This window comes from Eionea flava, assembly GCF_055393785.1.
Genome location: NZ_AP036018.1, coordinates 1,943,063 through 1,958,383 on the forward strand (window position 1 = coordinate 1,943,063; position 15,321 = coordinate 1,958,383).

General features: G+C 41.5%; 16 protein-coding genes. 6 read left to right on the forward strand and 10 right to left on the reverse strand.

Features of this window, described 5'->3' with window-relative positions; translation table 11 throughout:
• Nucleotides 1-37: 37 nt before the first annotated feature.
• On the reverse strand, nt 38-403 hold the full coding sequence (locus ACZ5O6_RS08485) for a hypothetical protein (protein ID WP_447092548.1): 366 nt from the start codon (nt 401-403) through the stop codon (nt 38-40).
• A gap of 226 nt (nt 404-629) precedes the next feature.
• Between ACZ5O6_RS08485 and ACZ5O6_RS08490 the strand changes: the two genes are divergently transcribed.
• Together ACZ5O6_RS08490 and ACZ5O6_RS08495 are read left to right on the forward strand one after the other, a co-directional pair.
• Nucleotides 630-1,181, forward strand: coding sequence for a TetR/AcrR family transcriptional regulator (locus tag ACZ5O6_RS08490; protein WP_447092549.1), 552 nt, complete (start codon nt 630-632; stop codon nt 1,179-1,181).
• A 95-nt stretch (nt 1,182-1,276) separates the two neighbouring features.
• Complete coding sequence (locus ACZ5O6_RS08495) at nt 1,277-1,723, forward strand: cupin domain-containing protein (protein WP_447092550.1); 447 nt, start codon at nt 1,277-1,279, stop codon at nt 1,721-1,723.
• 63 nt (nt 1,724-1,786) lie between these two features.
• On the opposite strand, the gene ACZ5O6_RS08500 is transcribed toward ACZ5O6_RS08495, so the two are convergent.
• The 5 genes from ACZ5O6_RS08500 to ACZ5O6_RS08520 form a co-directional block, all read right to left on the reverse strand.
• A complete protein-coding gene (locus tag ACZ5O6_RS08500) occupies nt 1,787-2,890 on the reverse strand; it encodes an alanine/ornithine racemase family PLP-dependent enzyme (protein ID WP_447092551.1) in 1,104 nt (367 codons plus the stop codon).
• The gene (locus ACZ5O6_RS08505) at nt 2,890-4,074 is read right to left on the reverse strand and encodes a DUF1611 domain-containing protein (protein ID WP_447092552.1); all 1,185 of its coding nucleotides are present in this window, start codon (nt 4,072-4,074) and stop codon (nt 2,890-2,892) included. The genes ACZ5O6_RS08500 and ACZ5O6_RS08505 overlap by 1 nt, the downstream gene beginning before the upstream one ends.
• Nucleotides 4,075-4,406: 332 nt before the next feature.
• Entirely contained in the window at nt 4,407-4,670 is a 264-nt protein-coding gene (locus tag ACZ5O6_RS08510; RefSeq protein ID WP_447092553.1) for a Txe/YoeB family addiction module toxin, read from the reverse strand.
• A complete protein-coding gene (locus ACZ5O6_RS08515; protein WP_447092554.1) occupies nt 4,667-4,909 on the reverse strand; it encodes a type II toxin-antitoxin system Phd/YefM family antitoxin in 243 nt (80 codons plus the stop codon). Before ACZ5O6_RS08515 ends, ACZ5O6_RS08510 begins: the two co-directional genes overlap by 4 nt.
• A 189-nt stretch (nt 4,910-5,098) precedes the next feature.
• A complete protein-coding gene (locus ACZ5O6_RS08520) occupies nt 5,099-5,347 on the reverse strand; it encodes a helix-turn-helix domain-containing protein (protein WP_447092555.1) in 249 nt (82 codons plus the stop codon).
• A gap of 104 nt (nt 5,348-5,451) precedes the next feature.
• On the opposite strand from ACZ5O6_RS08520, the gene ACZ5O6_RS08525 reads away from it, so the two are divergent.
• Nucleotides 5,452-5,652 (forward strand): hypothetical protein, encoded by a 201-nt coding sequence (locus ACZ5O6_RS08525; protein WP_447092556.1) that lies wholly within the window; start codon nt 5,452-5,454, stop codon nt 5,650-5,652.
• 170 nt (nt 5,653-5,822) lie between these two features.
• Here ACZ5O6_RS08525 and ACZ5O6_RS08530 read toward each other — a convergent pair whose 3' ends face one another.
• From ACZ5O6_RS08530 to ACZ5O6_RS08540, 3 genes are all read right to left on the reverse strand, one after another.
• Nucleotides 5,823-6,131, reverse strand: a complete 309-nt coding sequence (locus ACZ5O6_RS08530; RefSeq protein ID WP_447092557.1) for a hypothetical protein — start codon at nt 6,129-6,131, stop codon at nt 5,823-5,825.
• A gap of 196 nt (nt 6,132-6,327) precedes the next feature.
• Complete coding sequence (locus ACZ5O6_RS08535; protein WP_447092558.1) at nt 6,328-7,446, reverse strand: agmatine deiminase family protein; 1,119 nt, start codon at nt 7,444-7,446, stop codon at nt 6,328-6,330.
• 226 nt (nt 7,447-7,672) lie between these two features.
• A complete protein-coding gene (locus tag ACZ5O6_RS08540; protein ID WP_447092559.1) occupies nt 7,673-9,304 on the reverse strand; it encodes a cold-shock protein in 1,632 nt (543 codons plus the stop codon).
• A gap of 309 nt (nt 9,305-9,613) precedes the next feature.
• Here ACZ5O6_RS08540 and ACZ5O6_RS08545 point away from each other — a divergent pair, with 309 nt between their 5' ends.
• Both ACZ5O6_RS08545 and ACZ5O6_RS08550 read left to right on the forward strand, forming a co-directional pair.
• Nucleotides 9,614-9,946, forward strand: a complete 333-nt coding sequence (locus ACZ5O6_RS08545) for a DUF1244 domain-containing protein (RefSeq protein WP_447092561.1) — start codon at nt 9,614-9,616, stop codon at nt 9,944-9,946.
• 292 nt (nt 9,947-10,238) lie between these two features.
• Nucleotides 10,239-11,099 (forward strand): MOSC domain-containing protein, encoded by an 861-nt coding sequence (locus ACZ5O6_RS08550; RefSeq protein ID WP_447092562.1) that lies wholly within the window; start codon nt 10,239-10,241, stop codon nt 11,097-11,099.
• A 306-nt stretch (nt 11,100-11,405) separates the two neighbouring features.
• On the opposite strand, the gene ACZ5O6_RS08555 is transcribed toward ACZ5O6_RS08550, so the two are convergent.
• Nucleotides 11,406-12,407: a secretin N-terminal domain-containing protein gene (locus ACZ5O6_RS08555; protein WP_447092563.1), complete on the reverse strand. Its 1,002-nt coding sequence runs from the start codon at nt 12,405-12,407 to the stop codon at nt 11,406-11,408.
• A 426-nt stretch (nt 12,408-12,833) separates the two neighbouring features.
• Here ACZ5O6_RS08555 and ACZ5O6_RS08560 point away from each other — a divergent pair, with 426 nt between their 5' ends.
• Complete coding sequence (locus ACZ5O6_RS08560; RefSeq protein ID WP_447092564.1) at nt 12,834-15,245, forward strand: methyl-accepting chemotaxis protein; 2,412 nt, start codon at nt 12,834-12,836, stop codon at nt 15,243-15,245.
• Nucleotides 15,246-15,321: the final 76 nt, after the last annotated feature.

Here is a 15,321-nt window from a genome sequence, read left to right on the forward strand (position 1 = left end):
AAATGCATGTGTTAATCGACAAAGAAAAAACCTCAACTTATAAAGGTGTGTTTTTTTCATTTTTTCTTTGATTCCTTGCCTCTTGACGGCTAGTAAGATACCACCACTCTTTTCCATCCGTTTTACCCCTCGCCTGCTGCGCGCCAACGGCCATTAAAAGTCGTCTTATTTCATCTTCGCTATACCCGCCTATTTTTCCCTTGAGCGCCTTAAAACTTCGGTCAATATGATTTTTATGGTTCAGCATCTCAATTAACAAATTTTTCACATTTTCTTCTGCTGGATCATAGCCTTGGGAGCCTTCATGGTGATGCTGAATTTTTAGCTTAATAATATCGAATACGAGCTTCAAAACAGCACCTAAAACCAATCCGATAATCCCGTAAATTTCTTTATCCATCATATCCTCCCAATTTTTATTTAATTCCCGCAGCAACGAATGAATGTGAAGATCAAGCAATGTGTGATTAATAAAGTCAACGCCGTTGATCTCTAACGTTTTAGTAACAAATAAGTAATTTCCAAAACTCTTATCTCTATTAAAAACTTGATTTTACCCTATTGCTTTCATTTATGAGTATTTAATGATTGACAGCCTACCAACTAGTCGGTTAAATTTACTTATGGATATGAAAACAACAATTTTAGACAGTGCTCAGCGCTTGATTCAACAACGGGGAGTCAATGGGTTTAGCTATGCCGATATAGCAAAAGAAGTGGGGGTATCCAAACCTAGCTTGCACCACCATTTTGCGACTAAAGCGGAGCTGGTCGCCCGCTTAATGGAGCGCTACACCGAGCAACTCATTGAATATTTAGATTCTGTTGATAAAAAGAGTCTTTCTGCGAAAGATAAAATCTGCGCTTACTGTGATTTATACCGAAGCTCTCTAGATCATGAGAAGGTTTGCTTAGGAGGTATATTATCTGCGGAGGCGCTGACATTAGAAACCGATACACAGCCCTTGCTAACACGATTTTTTGAATATCAACAACAATGGTTAACTCAGGCACTAAAACAAGGCAAGGCTAATGGTGAACTCCATCTAAAAATGCCGGTAAAGAACCAAGCCGTTGTTATGATAGCAAGCCTTCAAGGTGCCCTTGTTATTTCTCGTGCATCAAAAACGAAAGCCCCTTTTGAGCAGAGCGTTAAAGGCTTACTCAGCGCTATCGAATAAAAACGAGTATTTAAAACCGCCTCTAAATTGAGGCGTTTTTTTCAACCCCAAAACCTACCAACTAGTAGGTAAAAAGTAATGAGAAGGTGATTAAAATGACTAACCATAATGTTAAAAGTGGTACTAACTACGCACAATTAGAAACAGGAACCTGCGAACAATGGCCGGACTACACCGTAGAACTCCCGGGGCTGGAAATTCCGGGGAAACTATTTGTTAAAGATTTACTAGGTTTAACCGGGTGTGAAATTTCCATTAACTCAATGTCGCCGGGTGGCGGGATGCCTATTTATCATCGCCATCATGCCAATGAAGAAGTCTACATTTTCATTAAAGGACAAGGCCAGGTACAAATAGATGGCGACATTTTGAATGTAAAAGAAGGCAGTATTATACGTATTGGCTCAGAGGGGGAACGCGTCTGGCGCAATAACTCTGATGATGTGCTGGTATACATTATCATTCAAGTTAAACAGAATTCTTTAGAGAAATACGGTATAGACGACGCAACCATTCCAGAGAAACAAGTGAGCTGGGGCTGATAAATCAATGGGGAGAGTTATTGATTTTTATCGATGACTCTGACCCCGCTAATTTTTAATAAGTTATGTCGCTGACGTGAAATTTTTCGAAATAAAAGGTGAAGTCATCGCACGTACCAACGCACTATAGTTCAGTTGAAATGCAACCTCCTCTCCAACAAGCAGATCCTCTTTAAGTGATTCGATAATCAGGTGATCACTACTGGCGCCCATCACTTCTACTCCTGCTGGCGCCTGCAAACCATTGGGATCAATATCTTGTATGCCGATAGCAAGAATAGCTTGCTGAACAATGCCTCGGTCAGCAGGTTTCGGAGGTTCGCCAAAGGCAGACTGGGCTATATCGCCAATAGGTAATGAGGGTTTGCTTTTTGATTCGATGACTTCGGCAATAAGAATAATGGCATCGGTATACAGGCCATCTATAGCTTGACGCTGAAGTGGTTCAACACCCAGTAAATATGCCTCGCCCAAGCGCAGGTTATTAATTCGTCCCGTACTCGCTTGAGTGTTATCGTGATCATGACAAGCCAATGCCCATTGAAGATTGGCAGAATTGCCGCCCGACACTACCTCCAACGTTATATCGAAGTTTGCCTCAATAAGATCCGCAAACCCAGATAACTTAGCCATATTAGCCGCATCGGGGGAGACACCACTACGACACGCAAGGTTGGCACCAATACCTTTGAGAACAATATTGGGGAGACTAAGTATCTCCCTTACTGTGTCGATGATTTCAGAGGGCATAATCCCTTCGCGCAGATCGCCCAATTCAATCATTAATATTATTTGGTGAATGCATTCTTGTTGACGAGCTTCAACAGATAATTTTTTTATGACGTCCATTTCCGTATTGCAACTCGTACTCGCATACATGACAACTTGCATTACTTGACTAAGCATAGGAGAACGGATCAATAACATCGCCGCCTCTTTTACCAAGGTATCCCCTGCCGCTAAGCGCATGGCTTTTATATTTTCAATACGTGAGTCACCCAATGTAATGACTCCCGCACGCAACAGCGTATTCGCTATTTCTACTGAGCCAAGCGTCGCCTTAGTAACACCTGTGACTGAAATACCGCGTGTAGATAATCGAGAAACTAGCTCATGGGCGTTGTGGTAAATTTTATCGAGATTAATTTCTAATCTAGGGGTAGCCATTAGGCTACCGAAAATAAATTAGCACGAAGCTTCGGAAAAGCAGCCACCACCATATCCACTAGATGATTCGGAGAACGTGTTAACGCGTCGGTAACAGAAATGTTCAGCTCTTTTTCGTAGCGCACAATAGCGGCATTCACATCCTCATCTGTCATATTTTCATGATTGATTGTCAAACCAATAACCTGAGTATTAGAAAACGTCTCAATTAAATTAATTTCTGATGCAGGTGTCGGTATTGGCATCTGCTCAAAGTCACAACGGTGCTCTCGTGCAGGTGCGTGCTGTAATATGACGCCATTCGCGCAGCTACCGCGAAGAATAAAAGATGAGGAAGAAAAAGCTGGATGGCTTAAGGACCCCTGCCCTTCAATAATAATCACATCCGGCGTTTCATTTTCAAAAGCGTCTACAATAGTAGCTTCTAGCTCACCCACACAAAATTGTGATGGAATCGCATCTAATGCAACACCATAACGCGCCCCTTGAATTAAACCCGTCTGCCCCGTTCCAATCATGACAGCTTTTATACCTTGGTCATTCAGCGCTTGCGTTAGAATCGTTGCGGTGGTGCGTTTTCCAATGGCGCAGTCGGTGCCCAGCACCGCGATACGCGGACAAGTGACCTCGGCAATACGACCACTGAACATCCGCAAATCTTTTTTCGCCCGTGGTTTTCGTATATCCAAAATCTCGACTTGATTGACCTCACTGGCCGCGATAAACACAGGATCATCGGTAAGAAATTCATGCAAACCATTGATGATATTCATACCATGGTTCATCGCTTCAATAACTACACTACGCTCATGAATAGATAACATGCCACTAGCGGGAGCCATACCAAAAATAAAGTAATCCGGTATTTTTCCTGCTTGTGCTAATGCGTCGGCAAGATCTCGACAAATGGGAATGTCATTGGCTTTACCATCAAGAACAACACCGGCATCAAGGCCAACCTTTTCACTGTCGATAACAGAAAGAATCTTATACTTCTCTGAATGTCGCACCAACCCGTTGGCTGTTTTACCGTCAAGCGCGGCAAAATTACCCTCGCAGTAGACAATCGCAGTACTTACTCGCGAGTTGGCATGTAATAATTTTGATGGCAAACCCACGGCCATATCATCGTTAAAAATGGTAGATTGCTTAGTCATAGATAAATTGCGCTGTTTTACAGGCATAGTGGTTCCTTGAGTAAAAAACTCAGAGGAGGCAACAAGATCGTGTCGACCAGAATTAGTCGAATGTCAACGAGAAGTCCCGCTAAGTGGAAATACCGCAGGAAAGATATCCTGCTGGATGGAAATGACAAGCAACTCTAACACAGTCCACTAACAACTAGTACTGCTCATTTACCGCTACATTGATTAATAATCGAAGCGAGTACAGAGTGAAAATGCAGTGATAGAAAATTAAAAAAAGAGAACATCAATTCGATTTAGATAAGTATTAATTTAATCATAACGGTTATGATTTTAGAAAACTCTTATCTGACCGAAGTTATTCCGATTTTTTACTCGTAATGAGTCCATAAGCGAAGCACCTTGATTGATTTTTCTTTTTCTAAAATTTGATAAACAAGTCGGTGCTGAATATTAATACGTCGAGAATAAGCCCCCAAAAGGTCACCCACCAACTTTTCATAAGGTGGCGGATTTTGATAGGGGTCTGCTTCAATAACCGCTAGAAGTTCTTGAGCTTTATTTTTAAGTCCAGAGGAAGCAAGTTTTCGGGCATCTTTTTGAGCTTGCTTAGTGTAATAAAGTTGCCACGTCACCAGTTTAGGCCCTTATCACAGTCATCCAAACTCGCTGCCATGCCTTTTTGTATAGACTCTCTCATTCCCGGGACTGACAGGAGATGGAGAGTTTCATTGATTGCTTTCCAGTCATCTTCGGCAATAAGTACTGCATTGCCCCTTTTCCCTGTAATAACAATAGGCTGGTGTGTATCTGTAGTTTCATCGATGAGCGCGTACAGCCTAGATCGCGCCTCTGTAGCATTAAATGTGGTCATATATCACCTCCAAACACTAAGCGTACGTAAAAACGTACGCAGCGTCAATATTTTTTGAGATGTAACGTTGCTTCAGCTGATCAAAGTAATAGCGACTAAAACATAAAACTCACAGAAACCTACTGATTGGGTTTTAAAGTTTTATCGCGAGTTAGCAACCATCAAAAACTCTGGCATCTTGATTTTTTATTAACAGTTCAGCAACTCATCTACTGTTACACCAAAAGCTTTAGCCAGTTTATAAACCTGCCAAAGCGAGGTAATAGCTGCCGGGTCTTGTTCCATACGCTGGTACTGGCGTAACGACAATTCAAAATCTGTCATATCTTCCTGCGTATATCCATGCTGAGTTCTCAAAGCTTTAATTTTTTTACATAGCTTGCCCTGAAATTGGATGAAATCTTTGTAATGCACAGAAGTTGGATTAGGTCGCTGCATGGCTATAAATATCACTTGATTTTTAACGCCAAGCTTGGCATATTCACAACAAAACCAACACGCCAAGCTTGACTACAAAATAGCTGCTAACTAGGGAGATCGACATGAGCGAGGATTTAACCAAAAATACACTGATAGGAATAACTACTGAAGACACACTAGCGAATTTAAGCTCAGTAATTACCCTGCTGAGAGAAATGGGTTTTTATGACGAGATAGAAGATGAGCGAAAGTTTGGGTTATTTGCCGTTCATACCTTAATTAGAAATTCACTAGAATATGAGATAGGAAGATTAAAATCGTAAAATTCAAAGCCGCTGAAATTTAGTCTCTACGACCTATAACAACCTATGATGTCAGGGTTGCTGACTTTAAACATCAATGATTCTGACTTCGTTGGTTTTTTGGCAGCGGTTAGCCAGGTTAAGAAAAACTTATAGGCGTTTCAAATGCGATGCATGGGTTTACTGTATTTTTACTCTGACCCCTTACTTCCATCCGTTTTACCCCTCGCCTGCTGCGCGCCAACGGCCATTAAAAGTCGTCTTATTTCATCTTCGCTATACCCGCCTATTTTTCCCTTGAGCGCATTAAAACTTCGGTCAATATGATTTTTATGGTTCAGCATCTCAATTAACAAATTTTTCACATTTTCTTCTGCTGGATCATAGCTTTGGGAGCCTTCATGGTGATGCTGAATTTTTAGCTTAATAATATCGAATATGAGCTTCAAAAAAGCACCTAAAACCAATCCGATAATCCCGTAAATTTCTTTATCCATCATATCCTCCCAATTTTTATTCAATCCCAGTAGCAACGGGGAAATTAAAATCCAATCAATATGTAATTAATGAAGCCACCACTTCAGAGAAATAAGTTAGTTAGGGCTGATAAATCAATAAGGACAGAGTTATTGGTTTTTAATAATTTAATTGTAAGCTAGCAATTATCAACTACTTAATTAACCCATTGATTATGGTTTAAGACATTATTTGTTGCTGTGTCGTACAATGGATACTACCTCCGCCCGAGGCAATCCCGTCAACTTGTAATTGTTCAATTACACGATCAGGAAACGCTCTTTCTAAAATTAGCCGAGCGTTATTGTCTGCTTTCTTATCGCCAAATTTTTGAGCAATTACCGCGCCGTTACATACATAATAACCGATATACCCTGCTGCAAAATCCGAAACACTCCATTGCTCATTAATGCTATCGGGGGCATCGATAATAGTAACGTGTAGTTTATTTCCCTTAGCATCAGTACTCTTTTTTAAAATACGAATATTTTCTCTGGTCACATCATAATCATATGATTTTCTATCATTTTCACGATGCACAACAATATGCCTAGGCTTGACAAAGCGCGCATAAAAATCAGTATGACCGTCGGTAATATCTTTACCCTTTACTCCATTCAACCATATGATTTTTTTAAGCCCTAATAAATACAGAAGTTCTTGCTCTATTTGTTCTCTATTTAAATGGGGATTACGATTATCATTCAACACACAACTTTTGCTGACTATTGCCGTACCATGTCCATCAACTTCAATACATCCACCTTCAAGTACAAGCTGCGTAACTATTGGAGTAGCTTTAGAGTAATCCGTTATAAATCTGGCAACGTTAGCATCTTTATCATGTCTTTGTTTATTGCCCCAACCATTAAAATTAAAATCGATTGCAAAGAGTTCTTTTTTTTGATCAACAACAAAAGTGGGCCCAGTATCACGTAGCCAGAAATCATTGACTTCAAAAATTACCAGTTCTATAGGAAACTCATTCTTCTTCTGAGTCAATAATAACTTCGCCTCTCTATAGTCTGCAGGACTGACTAAAACAGAAACCGGCTCATATTTTGCTATAGTGTTAGCAATTAACGCTAAATTACGTTTTATTTCATGGGATTGATGTGGAGACCAAATATAATCGTTAGCAACAAAGGCCATCCATGTTTGCTGATGAGTGTCACTTTCGTCGGGCATATAAAACGAGCATAGCAAATCAGCACTTATATCAGAAAAAGTACTTTTTCCGACAATCAGACCGCCACAAAATAATGCAGCGGCAGAGAGAAAATCTCGCCTACCTATCATTTCATTAGGTCTTTCATATAAAAAAACATAAGTTTAAGTCATTGCTGCTCTGTTAGTTTTAAGTCTGGTCTGAGTGTGGCCTCCCATTAACTTTTTGTAGAAAACCCTTATCTGACCCCTGTTATTGCATAGAGTTACTGTATTTTTACTCTGCCCCAGTTAATTGATCAACGACTCTGACCCCGTTGATTCCGTTGATTCCGTTGATTCTCAGTCGCTTGTTATGTCATATTATTTGAAGGGATTTAAATAGTCCTCTATGCACAACAATGTTTTCTTTAAAATTAAACCTGGCCTCTTTGTTTTTGTACCTGAAGAACTCTAAGCCATTGCGCGGTTGATTACCAATCACCGAAAAGTGGAATAGGATTTTTAATGCAAAGTCAGAATCTTTTGTTGTAAGAATTCCCTTCTCAAGACGGTCTGAATATATCTCTTTAAATTCATCAATTGTGAATGCCCACTTTCTTATTTCTGAAATTATCCCGAATATCTCCTGTATATCTGGAAGAATCCCGTGAATTTCATCTACCAATTCATTTCTCAAATAATTAGAGAAGCCTTTATCAACTCGCTTAACGGTCTCCGGTGATATTGTATCTCCACGGTCCTCTATAGTGTCTTTTGCAGACACTTGAAGGTATCGAACATAATCTCGAGGCCTTAGATGCGTGCTTCTAGTAATGTACTCAAATATAGGCATTCTTTTTTTAGACCTAGCTCCCATCCTTACAGGGATATCAGAAAAAATAATGTCCCAAGCTTCGTCGAATCCCAATAGCTCTTGATCTTGTCCTATTGCCTTACTAATTCTAAAGGCTAGTAATTTCTTTATCCTGTCAACGTTCCACTCCAGATCAACCCTAAAGTCTTCCCATTTATTTTTATCTGGATCTAAAATAAGGTCATAAATATCGTCCCGGAGAAACACAACGGGTCGTAATTTTGCGCTTGCATCAGAGAAAATTGAGCGAACATCCTGCACCGCTTTAAATAGACTCGTTACTAAAGATATGTAATCAGTTTGTTGGCCAAGCTCGACGATATTTTTATAATCCTCATCTAATTCGTCGAAAACTACAAAGTATTGAGAATCATCGATATATTCTTCAATTATCTCTTCTAATATATCTAACCTTTCGATCCAGCTTTGCTCAGACTTTTCAATACCAATCTTACCGCCAGCCCCCATGAGTTTTAGTGAAAACTCCTTGGCTGTCCATTTTTTTATACTTCTTTTTAAGTTTTTAAGAGGCATTTCGGTGCCAAAAAGTTCAGACAATACCGATCTAACTTCAATATCAATTGCTTCATTTGTAATCATCATCTTGCAAATAGAGCTATATATTAGATACTTCCATAATGAAATGTACTGATTAGGGCGAGTGTAATCCTTATTTTCCAGTGAGTAGAGGTTGTTGAATGGAAAATTTTTAAAGGTTAACTTCTGTGTGAAAACTTTTGGATCACGCTGTAAGCTTATATGTTCAGACAAGGCTGTCTTTCCGCTTCCTTTTCTTCCTATTACAAAGGTTTTTTTTCCTGCTTCAATATCCTTGCCTTGATCTACATGATAGAAATACCTATTCATTTCATCGTGCTTTGCATCTAGCTTCCATTCTGAGATGCTTTCTAATATAGCGGTGGGGTTGTATTCATCTGGATCAAACAGAGTTATATTAGATGCTTCGGGGCCTTTTTTCCCATCAGTAATTTCGAATGAAACCCAAGTTCCACTAGAAATATCTTCCTCTATACCATAGCTAAGAGAGTTGCGATGAAAAAAGTGTTCTTTATCATTTGAAATAATAAAGCCATATCCTTCGTCAACCTTAAAAAACTTTATGGCACCTTTCATAATTTATAATCCTGTTTATATTTTATTAGCTTTATAAGAGCATTAGCATTAAACACACTTTTACCATACTGCTACTTGTTTGACGGTTTGCAATCACACCAACATAAAATTATATCCAACCCCAAACCTACACCATCAATCCCCTAAGCACAACGTAAACCCCCACATCAACAATACATCTATCCCCGATGCAATAAACAGCGCCAAAAACGGTAAACGGTTTAAGCATTGATGGTTACCCACAACATAACAATATGCCGTAAAATACTCAGCAATCAAAATATCTCCTGCTATCAAAAGGCACTAACAATGAGTGAATCTATCGACCACAACATGAACCTCGATCAACACCACTGGCAAGAAAAAGCGGAGGCGGCGGCGTTTCGGCGTTTGTTGGCGCATTTGAATGCACATAAAGAGGTGCAAAATATTGAGTTGATGAATCTTGCGGATTTTTGTCGTAATTGTTTAAGTAAGTGGTATATGGCCGAAGCAGAAAGTTTAGGGCAAACAATGGACTACGAGGCGGCGCGCGAAACAATTTATGGTATGCCGTATAGTGAATGGAAAGAGAAACACCAGCTACCTGCAACGCCAGAACAATTAGCGATAATGGAACAAAAGCAAGCCGCTAAAAAGTAAAGGAACCTCTGATTAACCTCGAATGACTTATGCGTGAGTCTACAATGCGCTTAGGCTAGGCGAGCCTTGCCACTAATGGCCGTAGTCCTTAGTAAGAGGCTCAACGCAGTATAAGCGCATTGTAGCCACGCCCTACGGGGCCTACAGGCGTGACCGATATCTGTGTTGCCACTTTTGCTAAGGTCTAGACATTAGCGGCAAGTGCCGCCTTGATCTCGGCCACGTCTGTGGGCCAGAAGTTATCCGAGGTTAGTCAGAGGTTCCTAAGGTATCAATTCATTTAGGAAACACTATGCTCACCATCGAACAATTGTACTTATACCCCGTAAAGTCGCTCCGTGGTTTTACGCTAGAGGCTGCGGTGCTAACGCCGCAAGGCCTTCAACATGATCGGCAGTGGATGATTATTGATAGCAATAATAAGTTTGTCACTCAGCGTAAGTATGCCCAGATGGTATTAATTCATACGGCGTTTCGTGAGCACGATGGTAAAAAGCAATTGGTGCTTAGCCATAGCCAAAAAACCGATATAACACCGCTGACGATTGATGTTAACTCGGCACCTACAGGCACACCGTTTGACGCCACGATTTGGAAGGATACCTGCGCAGTGCTCGACGAAGGACAAGCGGCGAGCGATTGGTTATCAGCGGCTTTAGGCATACCTCAACTACGTTTGGTACGTATGGCGCATACTCCTCGCCCGCAATCAAAACCTGAGTTACTCGGCGACAATACGCATACTTATTTTGCCGATGCCGCGCCTTATTTAATCGCGAATGAAAAATCACTCGCTGAGATTAACCTGCAAATGGCTAATAATAGTCACGCGCCAGTGCCCATGGAAAATTTTAGGCCTAATATTGTATTACAGGGGTTAACCGCATTTGAAGAACACGAGATTGCTGGGTTTGAGCATGAGTTTGGTGCTTATACTCTCTCGCACCGCTACCCTTGCCAACGCTGTGTGATGCCCACGGTAAATATCGAAACGGGAGAGCGGCACCCCAAACAACAACCTTTTTCGCTGATCAGAGATATTAACCCCATGCCCGATAATCCCAAGGCACCGGCGTTTGGCGAGAATGCGATTTTGCTGCAAGGTGATGGTGAAGTCATCCGTGTAGGTGACTGTGTTAAGCCGCTCGACTAATGGCCGTGTATGGTTAGCGTTGATGATGAGATACCTGCTTTCGAACATTACTGTCTCGGATAATATCTCAGCCGTCATACCTGCGAAAGCAGGTATCTCTAATGGCAATGGGCTGATTGTGCTACATGATATAAAAACCGCTATTTTATAGATATTTCTCAGTTATTGACGCAGTCCGCGACTATTCAGCGGGATTTTGGATACCTGCTTTCGCAGGTATGACGATCGTTTAAATATTAAGTATCTATCCAGCAATCACCCGCGTTTTATCGACTATTGCAGCGTTTTATTTGTTAGAGCTGTGTTCTATAAAACCGATACTTTCACCCAAATCGCTTGTTGGTGATCATCGCGCGTTTGGGTGGAGTAGACTCGCCGGTTGCTCCCCAACGCGGGGCGATGAGACACCGTATCGGCTTGGCTGATGCGTGTCCATTCATCCAAGGGGAGTGTCGTTAGGGTTTCGACGGTGCTTGATAATGGTTGATCAACCCGGCCATCTGACGAGCCATTCAGTGAATCGCTACCACTCATGCGTTTATCTCTTGTAACGGCCTTTACGGCAATACGTGCTTGCGGCTTATTCGATCGACTGTTGCCCATTAATGTAGCGCGTAAATACAAACCGGTAGGCACTTCAACCCACTCGTACTTTTCGCTGCGCCCTACTTCACCTTGCGCTAACTCACCAGTGCCTTCTAACACTAAGGCACCGGTAGTGATATTGTCTTCATCGTCGGCGGTGGCGAGTGCTAATAGCGCATCTTCGATAATAATTTCAGCCGCTGCGGTGTCGCTTGCTGGCAAAGTGGTTGATGTACTGTCAGCACCCAGTGTATTGGCATACTGCGCTTGGCTTGTGGGTAGTTTAACGAGGCCGCGCTCAGTCATCACGACGGTTCGCCCCTCTTGTGTCACAATCGTTTGCTGCTGGTTGACCTGAGTATTGGTCGAGAAGGTCACCACGCCTTTTTTATTCGGATACTTGCCTCTAAATACCGAAATTTCGATATTTTTTCGGGGCTTGTCGAGACTTTTAATCGCCTTAACGACGCTATTGATAATACGCGGCGGCGTATTAACCAGCACGCTATTATTGTCAACCGATATGGCACTGCCTTCAGGTAGCAGGGGTTCGATGACTTGCTTGATGTCTTCGGCATCGCGGTGCTTTAACATCACCTGCCTAAAGGCTTGCGCATCACTGATGGCGGGCAAAAGTAATAGTAGTAGCGCTAACAACGCGCATGCAGCCATAACAGGGTTGCTAATACCACATCGCTTGTTCAGTTGATATTTAGTAGACATAAGGATTTAACACTGTTTTTCTCTTCGTTCTTGGGGCTGGCCATGAAAAGCCAAGTATATCGTCACCGTTAGTATCGCCACTGGTTAGTATCGTCACATTGTTGGCACTATTGGCAGTAGTCTTTATTTAATGCATAAAACACACCGACTATGACCTGCCGCATTATTGAAATACCTATGGTGCATTCTGAGCTAAATTTGCATTCATAGAACAGAAAAGCGGGTTGCTGAAGAAACAACCTGCTTTTTTGTTCGAGATTTTAGAATGCACCACGGGTTTGAAATACAATTTTTTACGCCATTTTTGTGGATACGCCGTTAAACCCATCTCGCACCTCGCTTTTTGTTCGTTTTTTTCTACACTTAAATCATGTTGCGACAATCAGCACTGTTTTAGGTGTGCGATATAAAATATAGGGCTCGTCAATGAAAATTAATACCAAAATGATTATGGCCGGTGGTGTTCTTTCTGTCGTACCGGTCATTGTCAGCGGCTTACTGTTAGCGAATATTGCGATTAATGAAAGTCGCCATGCTTTAGAAGAGGATGCCAAGCAATCGCTTATTGCCATTCGTGATATTACAGCCACAAAAATTATTAACTATATTCATACCATCGAAAAAGAAGCGGTGACCTTGTCCGAAAACTTGATGGTAGTAGACGCGATGGAAGAGTTTTCTAGTGCTTTTTCAAGCTATGCAAACACTCTCTCCGATGGCGATATTGACACCCGGCAACGTAGTGTTCGAGCTTATTACGAGCAATCTTTTGGGCGTAATTTTTCAAGTGTTAACAATAACCAAACCATCAATACCGAACAATTACTTGCGCCATTAGACAAGGAATCTATCGCCCTACAATATGATTTTATTAGTAATAATGGTGATCCATTAGGCAGTAAACATTTATTAAATACTGTCGCTAACCCATCAAACTATTCGAAGCACCACGAAAAATATCATCCTATATTTAGACGTTATATTGAGCGCTTTGGTTTTTATGATTTGTTTTTAGTCGATCACACAACTGGAGATATTGTTTATTCGGTATTTAAAGAGCTGGACTATTCTACCTCGCTTATTGATGGGCCTTATGCCAATAGCGGTATTGGGCAAGCGTTTAAAAAAGCCAATGCTGCAAACACCACCGACTTTACCGGGCTCACAGACTTTGCTCCTTATCTTCCCTCCTATAATGCTCCCGCTTCTTTTATTGCTACACCTATTTTTGCGCAAGGTAAAAAAGTAGGCGTGCTGATTTTACAAATGCCCGTCGACAATATTAATGCGGTCATGACACATAACCAACAATGGAAAGAGAGCGGTCTAGGTGACTCAGGTGAAAGTTATTTGGTCGGCCAAGATTTCACTATGCGCAGTAATGGGCGATTTTTACTGGAAGATAAAGAAGCATACCTTGCTTTAATGAAAAACATTGGCCTACCTGAAAAAACCATTAATTCCCTAAACAACAAAGAAACCTCCATTGGTTTACAGCCCGTCGAAACACAAGGCACAGAGGCAGCACTTGCCGGTGATAGTGGTTATGCCATTTTTGATGATTACCGTGGAGTTTCAGTTTTATCAGCCTATAAGCCCTTGGTTATTGGTGATCTTAAATGGGCGATTATGAGTGAAATTGACGAGGCAGAAGCCTTTGCTCCTGTTGCCAAAACACAGGCCGCCATTACGCAAGCAACACTGATTATTTTAGGCTTTGCACTGCTCACCGGCCCACTATTGGGATGGTTGCTCGCATTAACTGTGGTACGCCCTATCAAAAAGCTCACACAAACTATTCACTATATGGCCGATGGTGAAGGGGATTTAACACAGCGCTTAGATGAAAATGGCAACTCTGAACTGCACGAGTTATCAAAGTGGCTCAATGTATTTATCAATCATCTAGACGAGACCTTCTCCACGCTGATTAAATCGGCCATGCGCCTTGTGCCTATGTCGGAAGATTTAGCTGAGGGCAACGTGTTGATTATGGATATTACCGACGAACAAAATCAGCAAATTAAAGCAACGGAAGATCGCCTAATACAAGTACGCGAAGCCACTAACGAAGTGAATGAAGCAACGGATCAAATTAACACAAACAGCAAAGAAGGTACAAAAACCGTCCATAAAGGTTTATCCATCATCAATAATACTCACCAACGTATGAGTGATTTAGAAAATATCATTGGTGAAACAGCAGAAGCGATTGATAAGCTAAAAAATGATAATGAAAAGATCGTTGATATTATCGATTTTATTAATAATATTGCCGATCAAACCAATCTACTCGCATTAAACGCAGCGATTGAGGCTGCCCGTGCTGGCGAGAGTGGCCGAGGTTTCGCCGTCGTCGCTGACGAAGTACGCGCGCTCGCATCACGCACCAGCCAGGCCACTTTAGAAATTTCGACCATGATAGAAACTATTAAAAATGGCACACATACTGTGGTTGAAGCGATGGATAAAGGTAAGCAATTCACCCATGATTGTAGCGAGAGTGTCAACGAAGCAAAAGATAGTTTTGATGCTATCGAAACGGCCATCGCACATATTGATAGTGCCGTGAGCCGCATTACAGTCGCCGCTAAAGCACAAGGCGATAGCTTTGAAAAAGTATCTCAGGACTTTCAAACCTTGGATGGACAATTTAGCCATTCAAAAGATGCGAGCTGTATTACCGTACAAGTCGGTGAAGACATGAGCAATATGAGTATGAAATTACATAAGATGGTCGATCACTTCAAACTCACCGACCAAGACTGGAGTACCGCTCGCCGCAGCAAAATCCGCATGGCGCTGGATGATATGAAAGAAAAGCATGATAAGAGCTAACTTGGCAAGTATCGAGCTTAAGGGCGACACTTGATGCCATTGATAATAACTCGTAGATTCCCCTCTAAACGACTTG

Bases quoted from the DNA above. Each gene is read 5' to 3' on its own strand.
- ACZ5O6_RS08530 (WP_447092557.1), bottom strand. From the start codon at position 6,131: ATGATGGATAAAGAAATTTACGGGATTATCGGATTGGTTTTAGGTGCT.
- ACZ5O6_RS08500 (WP_447092551.1), bottom strand. From the start codon at position 2,890: ATGGCTACCCCTAGATTAGAAATTAATCTCGATAAAATTTACCACAAC.
- ACZ5O6_RS08525 (WP_447092556.1), top strand. From the start codon at position 5,452: ATGAGCGAGGATTTAACCAAAAATACACTGATAGGAATAACTACTGAA.
- ACZ5O6_RS08535 (WP_447092558.1), bottom strand. From the start codon at position 7,446: ATGATAGGTAGGCGAGATTTTCTCTCTGCCGCTGCATTATTTTGTGGC.
- ACZ5O6_RS08555 (WP_447092563.1), bottom strand. From the start codon at position 12,407: ATGTCTACTAAATATCAACTGAACAAGCGATGTGGTATTAGCAACCCT.
- ACZ5O6_RS08495 (WP_447092550.1), top strand. From the start codon at position 1,277: ATGACTAACCATAATGTTAAAAGTGGTACTAACTACGCACAATTAGAA.
- ACZ5O6_RS08545 (WP_447092561.1), top strand. From the start codon at position 9,614: ATGAGTGAATCTATCGACCACAACATGAACCTCGATCAACACCACTGG.
- ACZ5O6_RS08505 (WP_447092552.1), bottom strand. From the start codon at position 4,074: ATGCCTGTAAAACAGCGCAATTTATCTATGACTAAGCAATCTACCATT.
- ACZ5O6_RS08490 (WP_447092549.1), top strand. From the start codon at position 630: ATGAAAACAACAATTTTAGACAGTGCTCAGCGCTTGATTCAACAACGG.
- ACZ5O6_RS08540 (WP_447092559.1), bottom strand. From the start codon at position 9,304: ATGAAAGGTGCCATAAAGTTTTTTAAGGTTGACGAAGGATATGGCTTT.
- ACZ5O6_RS08520 (WP_447092555.1), bottom strand. From the start codon at position 5,347: ATGCAGCGACCTAATCCAACTTCTGTGCATTACAAAGATTTCATCCAA.
- ACZ5O6_RS08550 (WP_447092562.1), top strand. From the start codon at position 10,239: ATGCTCACCATCGAACAATTGTACTTATACCCCGTAAAGTCGCTCCGT.
- ACZ5O6_RS08560 (WP_447092564.1), top strand. From the start codon at position 12,834: ATGAAAATTAATACCAAAATGATTATGGCCGGTGGTGTTCTTTCTGTC.
- ACZ5O6_RS08485 (WP_447092548.1), bottom strand. From the start codon at position 403: ATGATGGATAAAGAAATTTACGGGATTATCGGATTGGTTTTAGGTGCT.
- ACZ5O6_RS08515 (WP_447092554.1), bottom strand. From the start codon at position 4,909: ATGACCACATTTAATGCTACAGAGGCGCGATCTAGGCTGTACGCGCTC.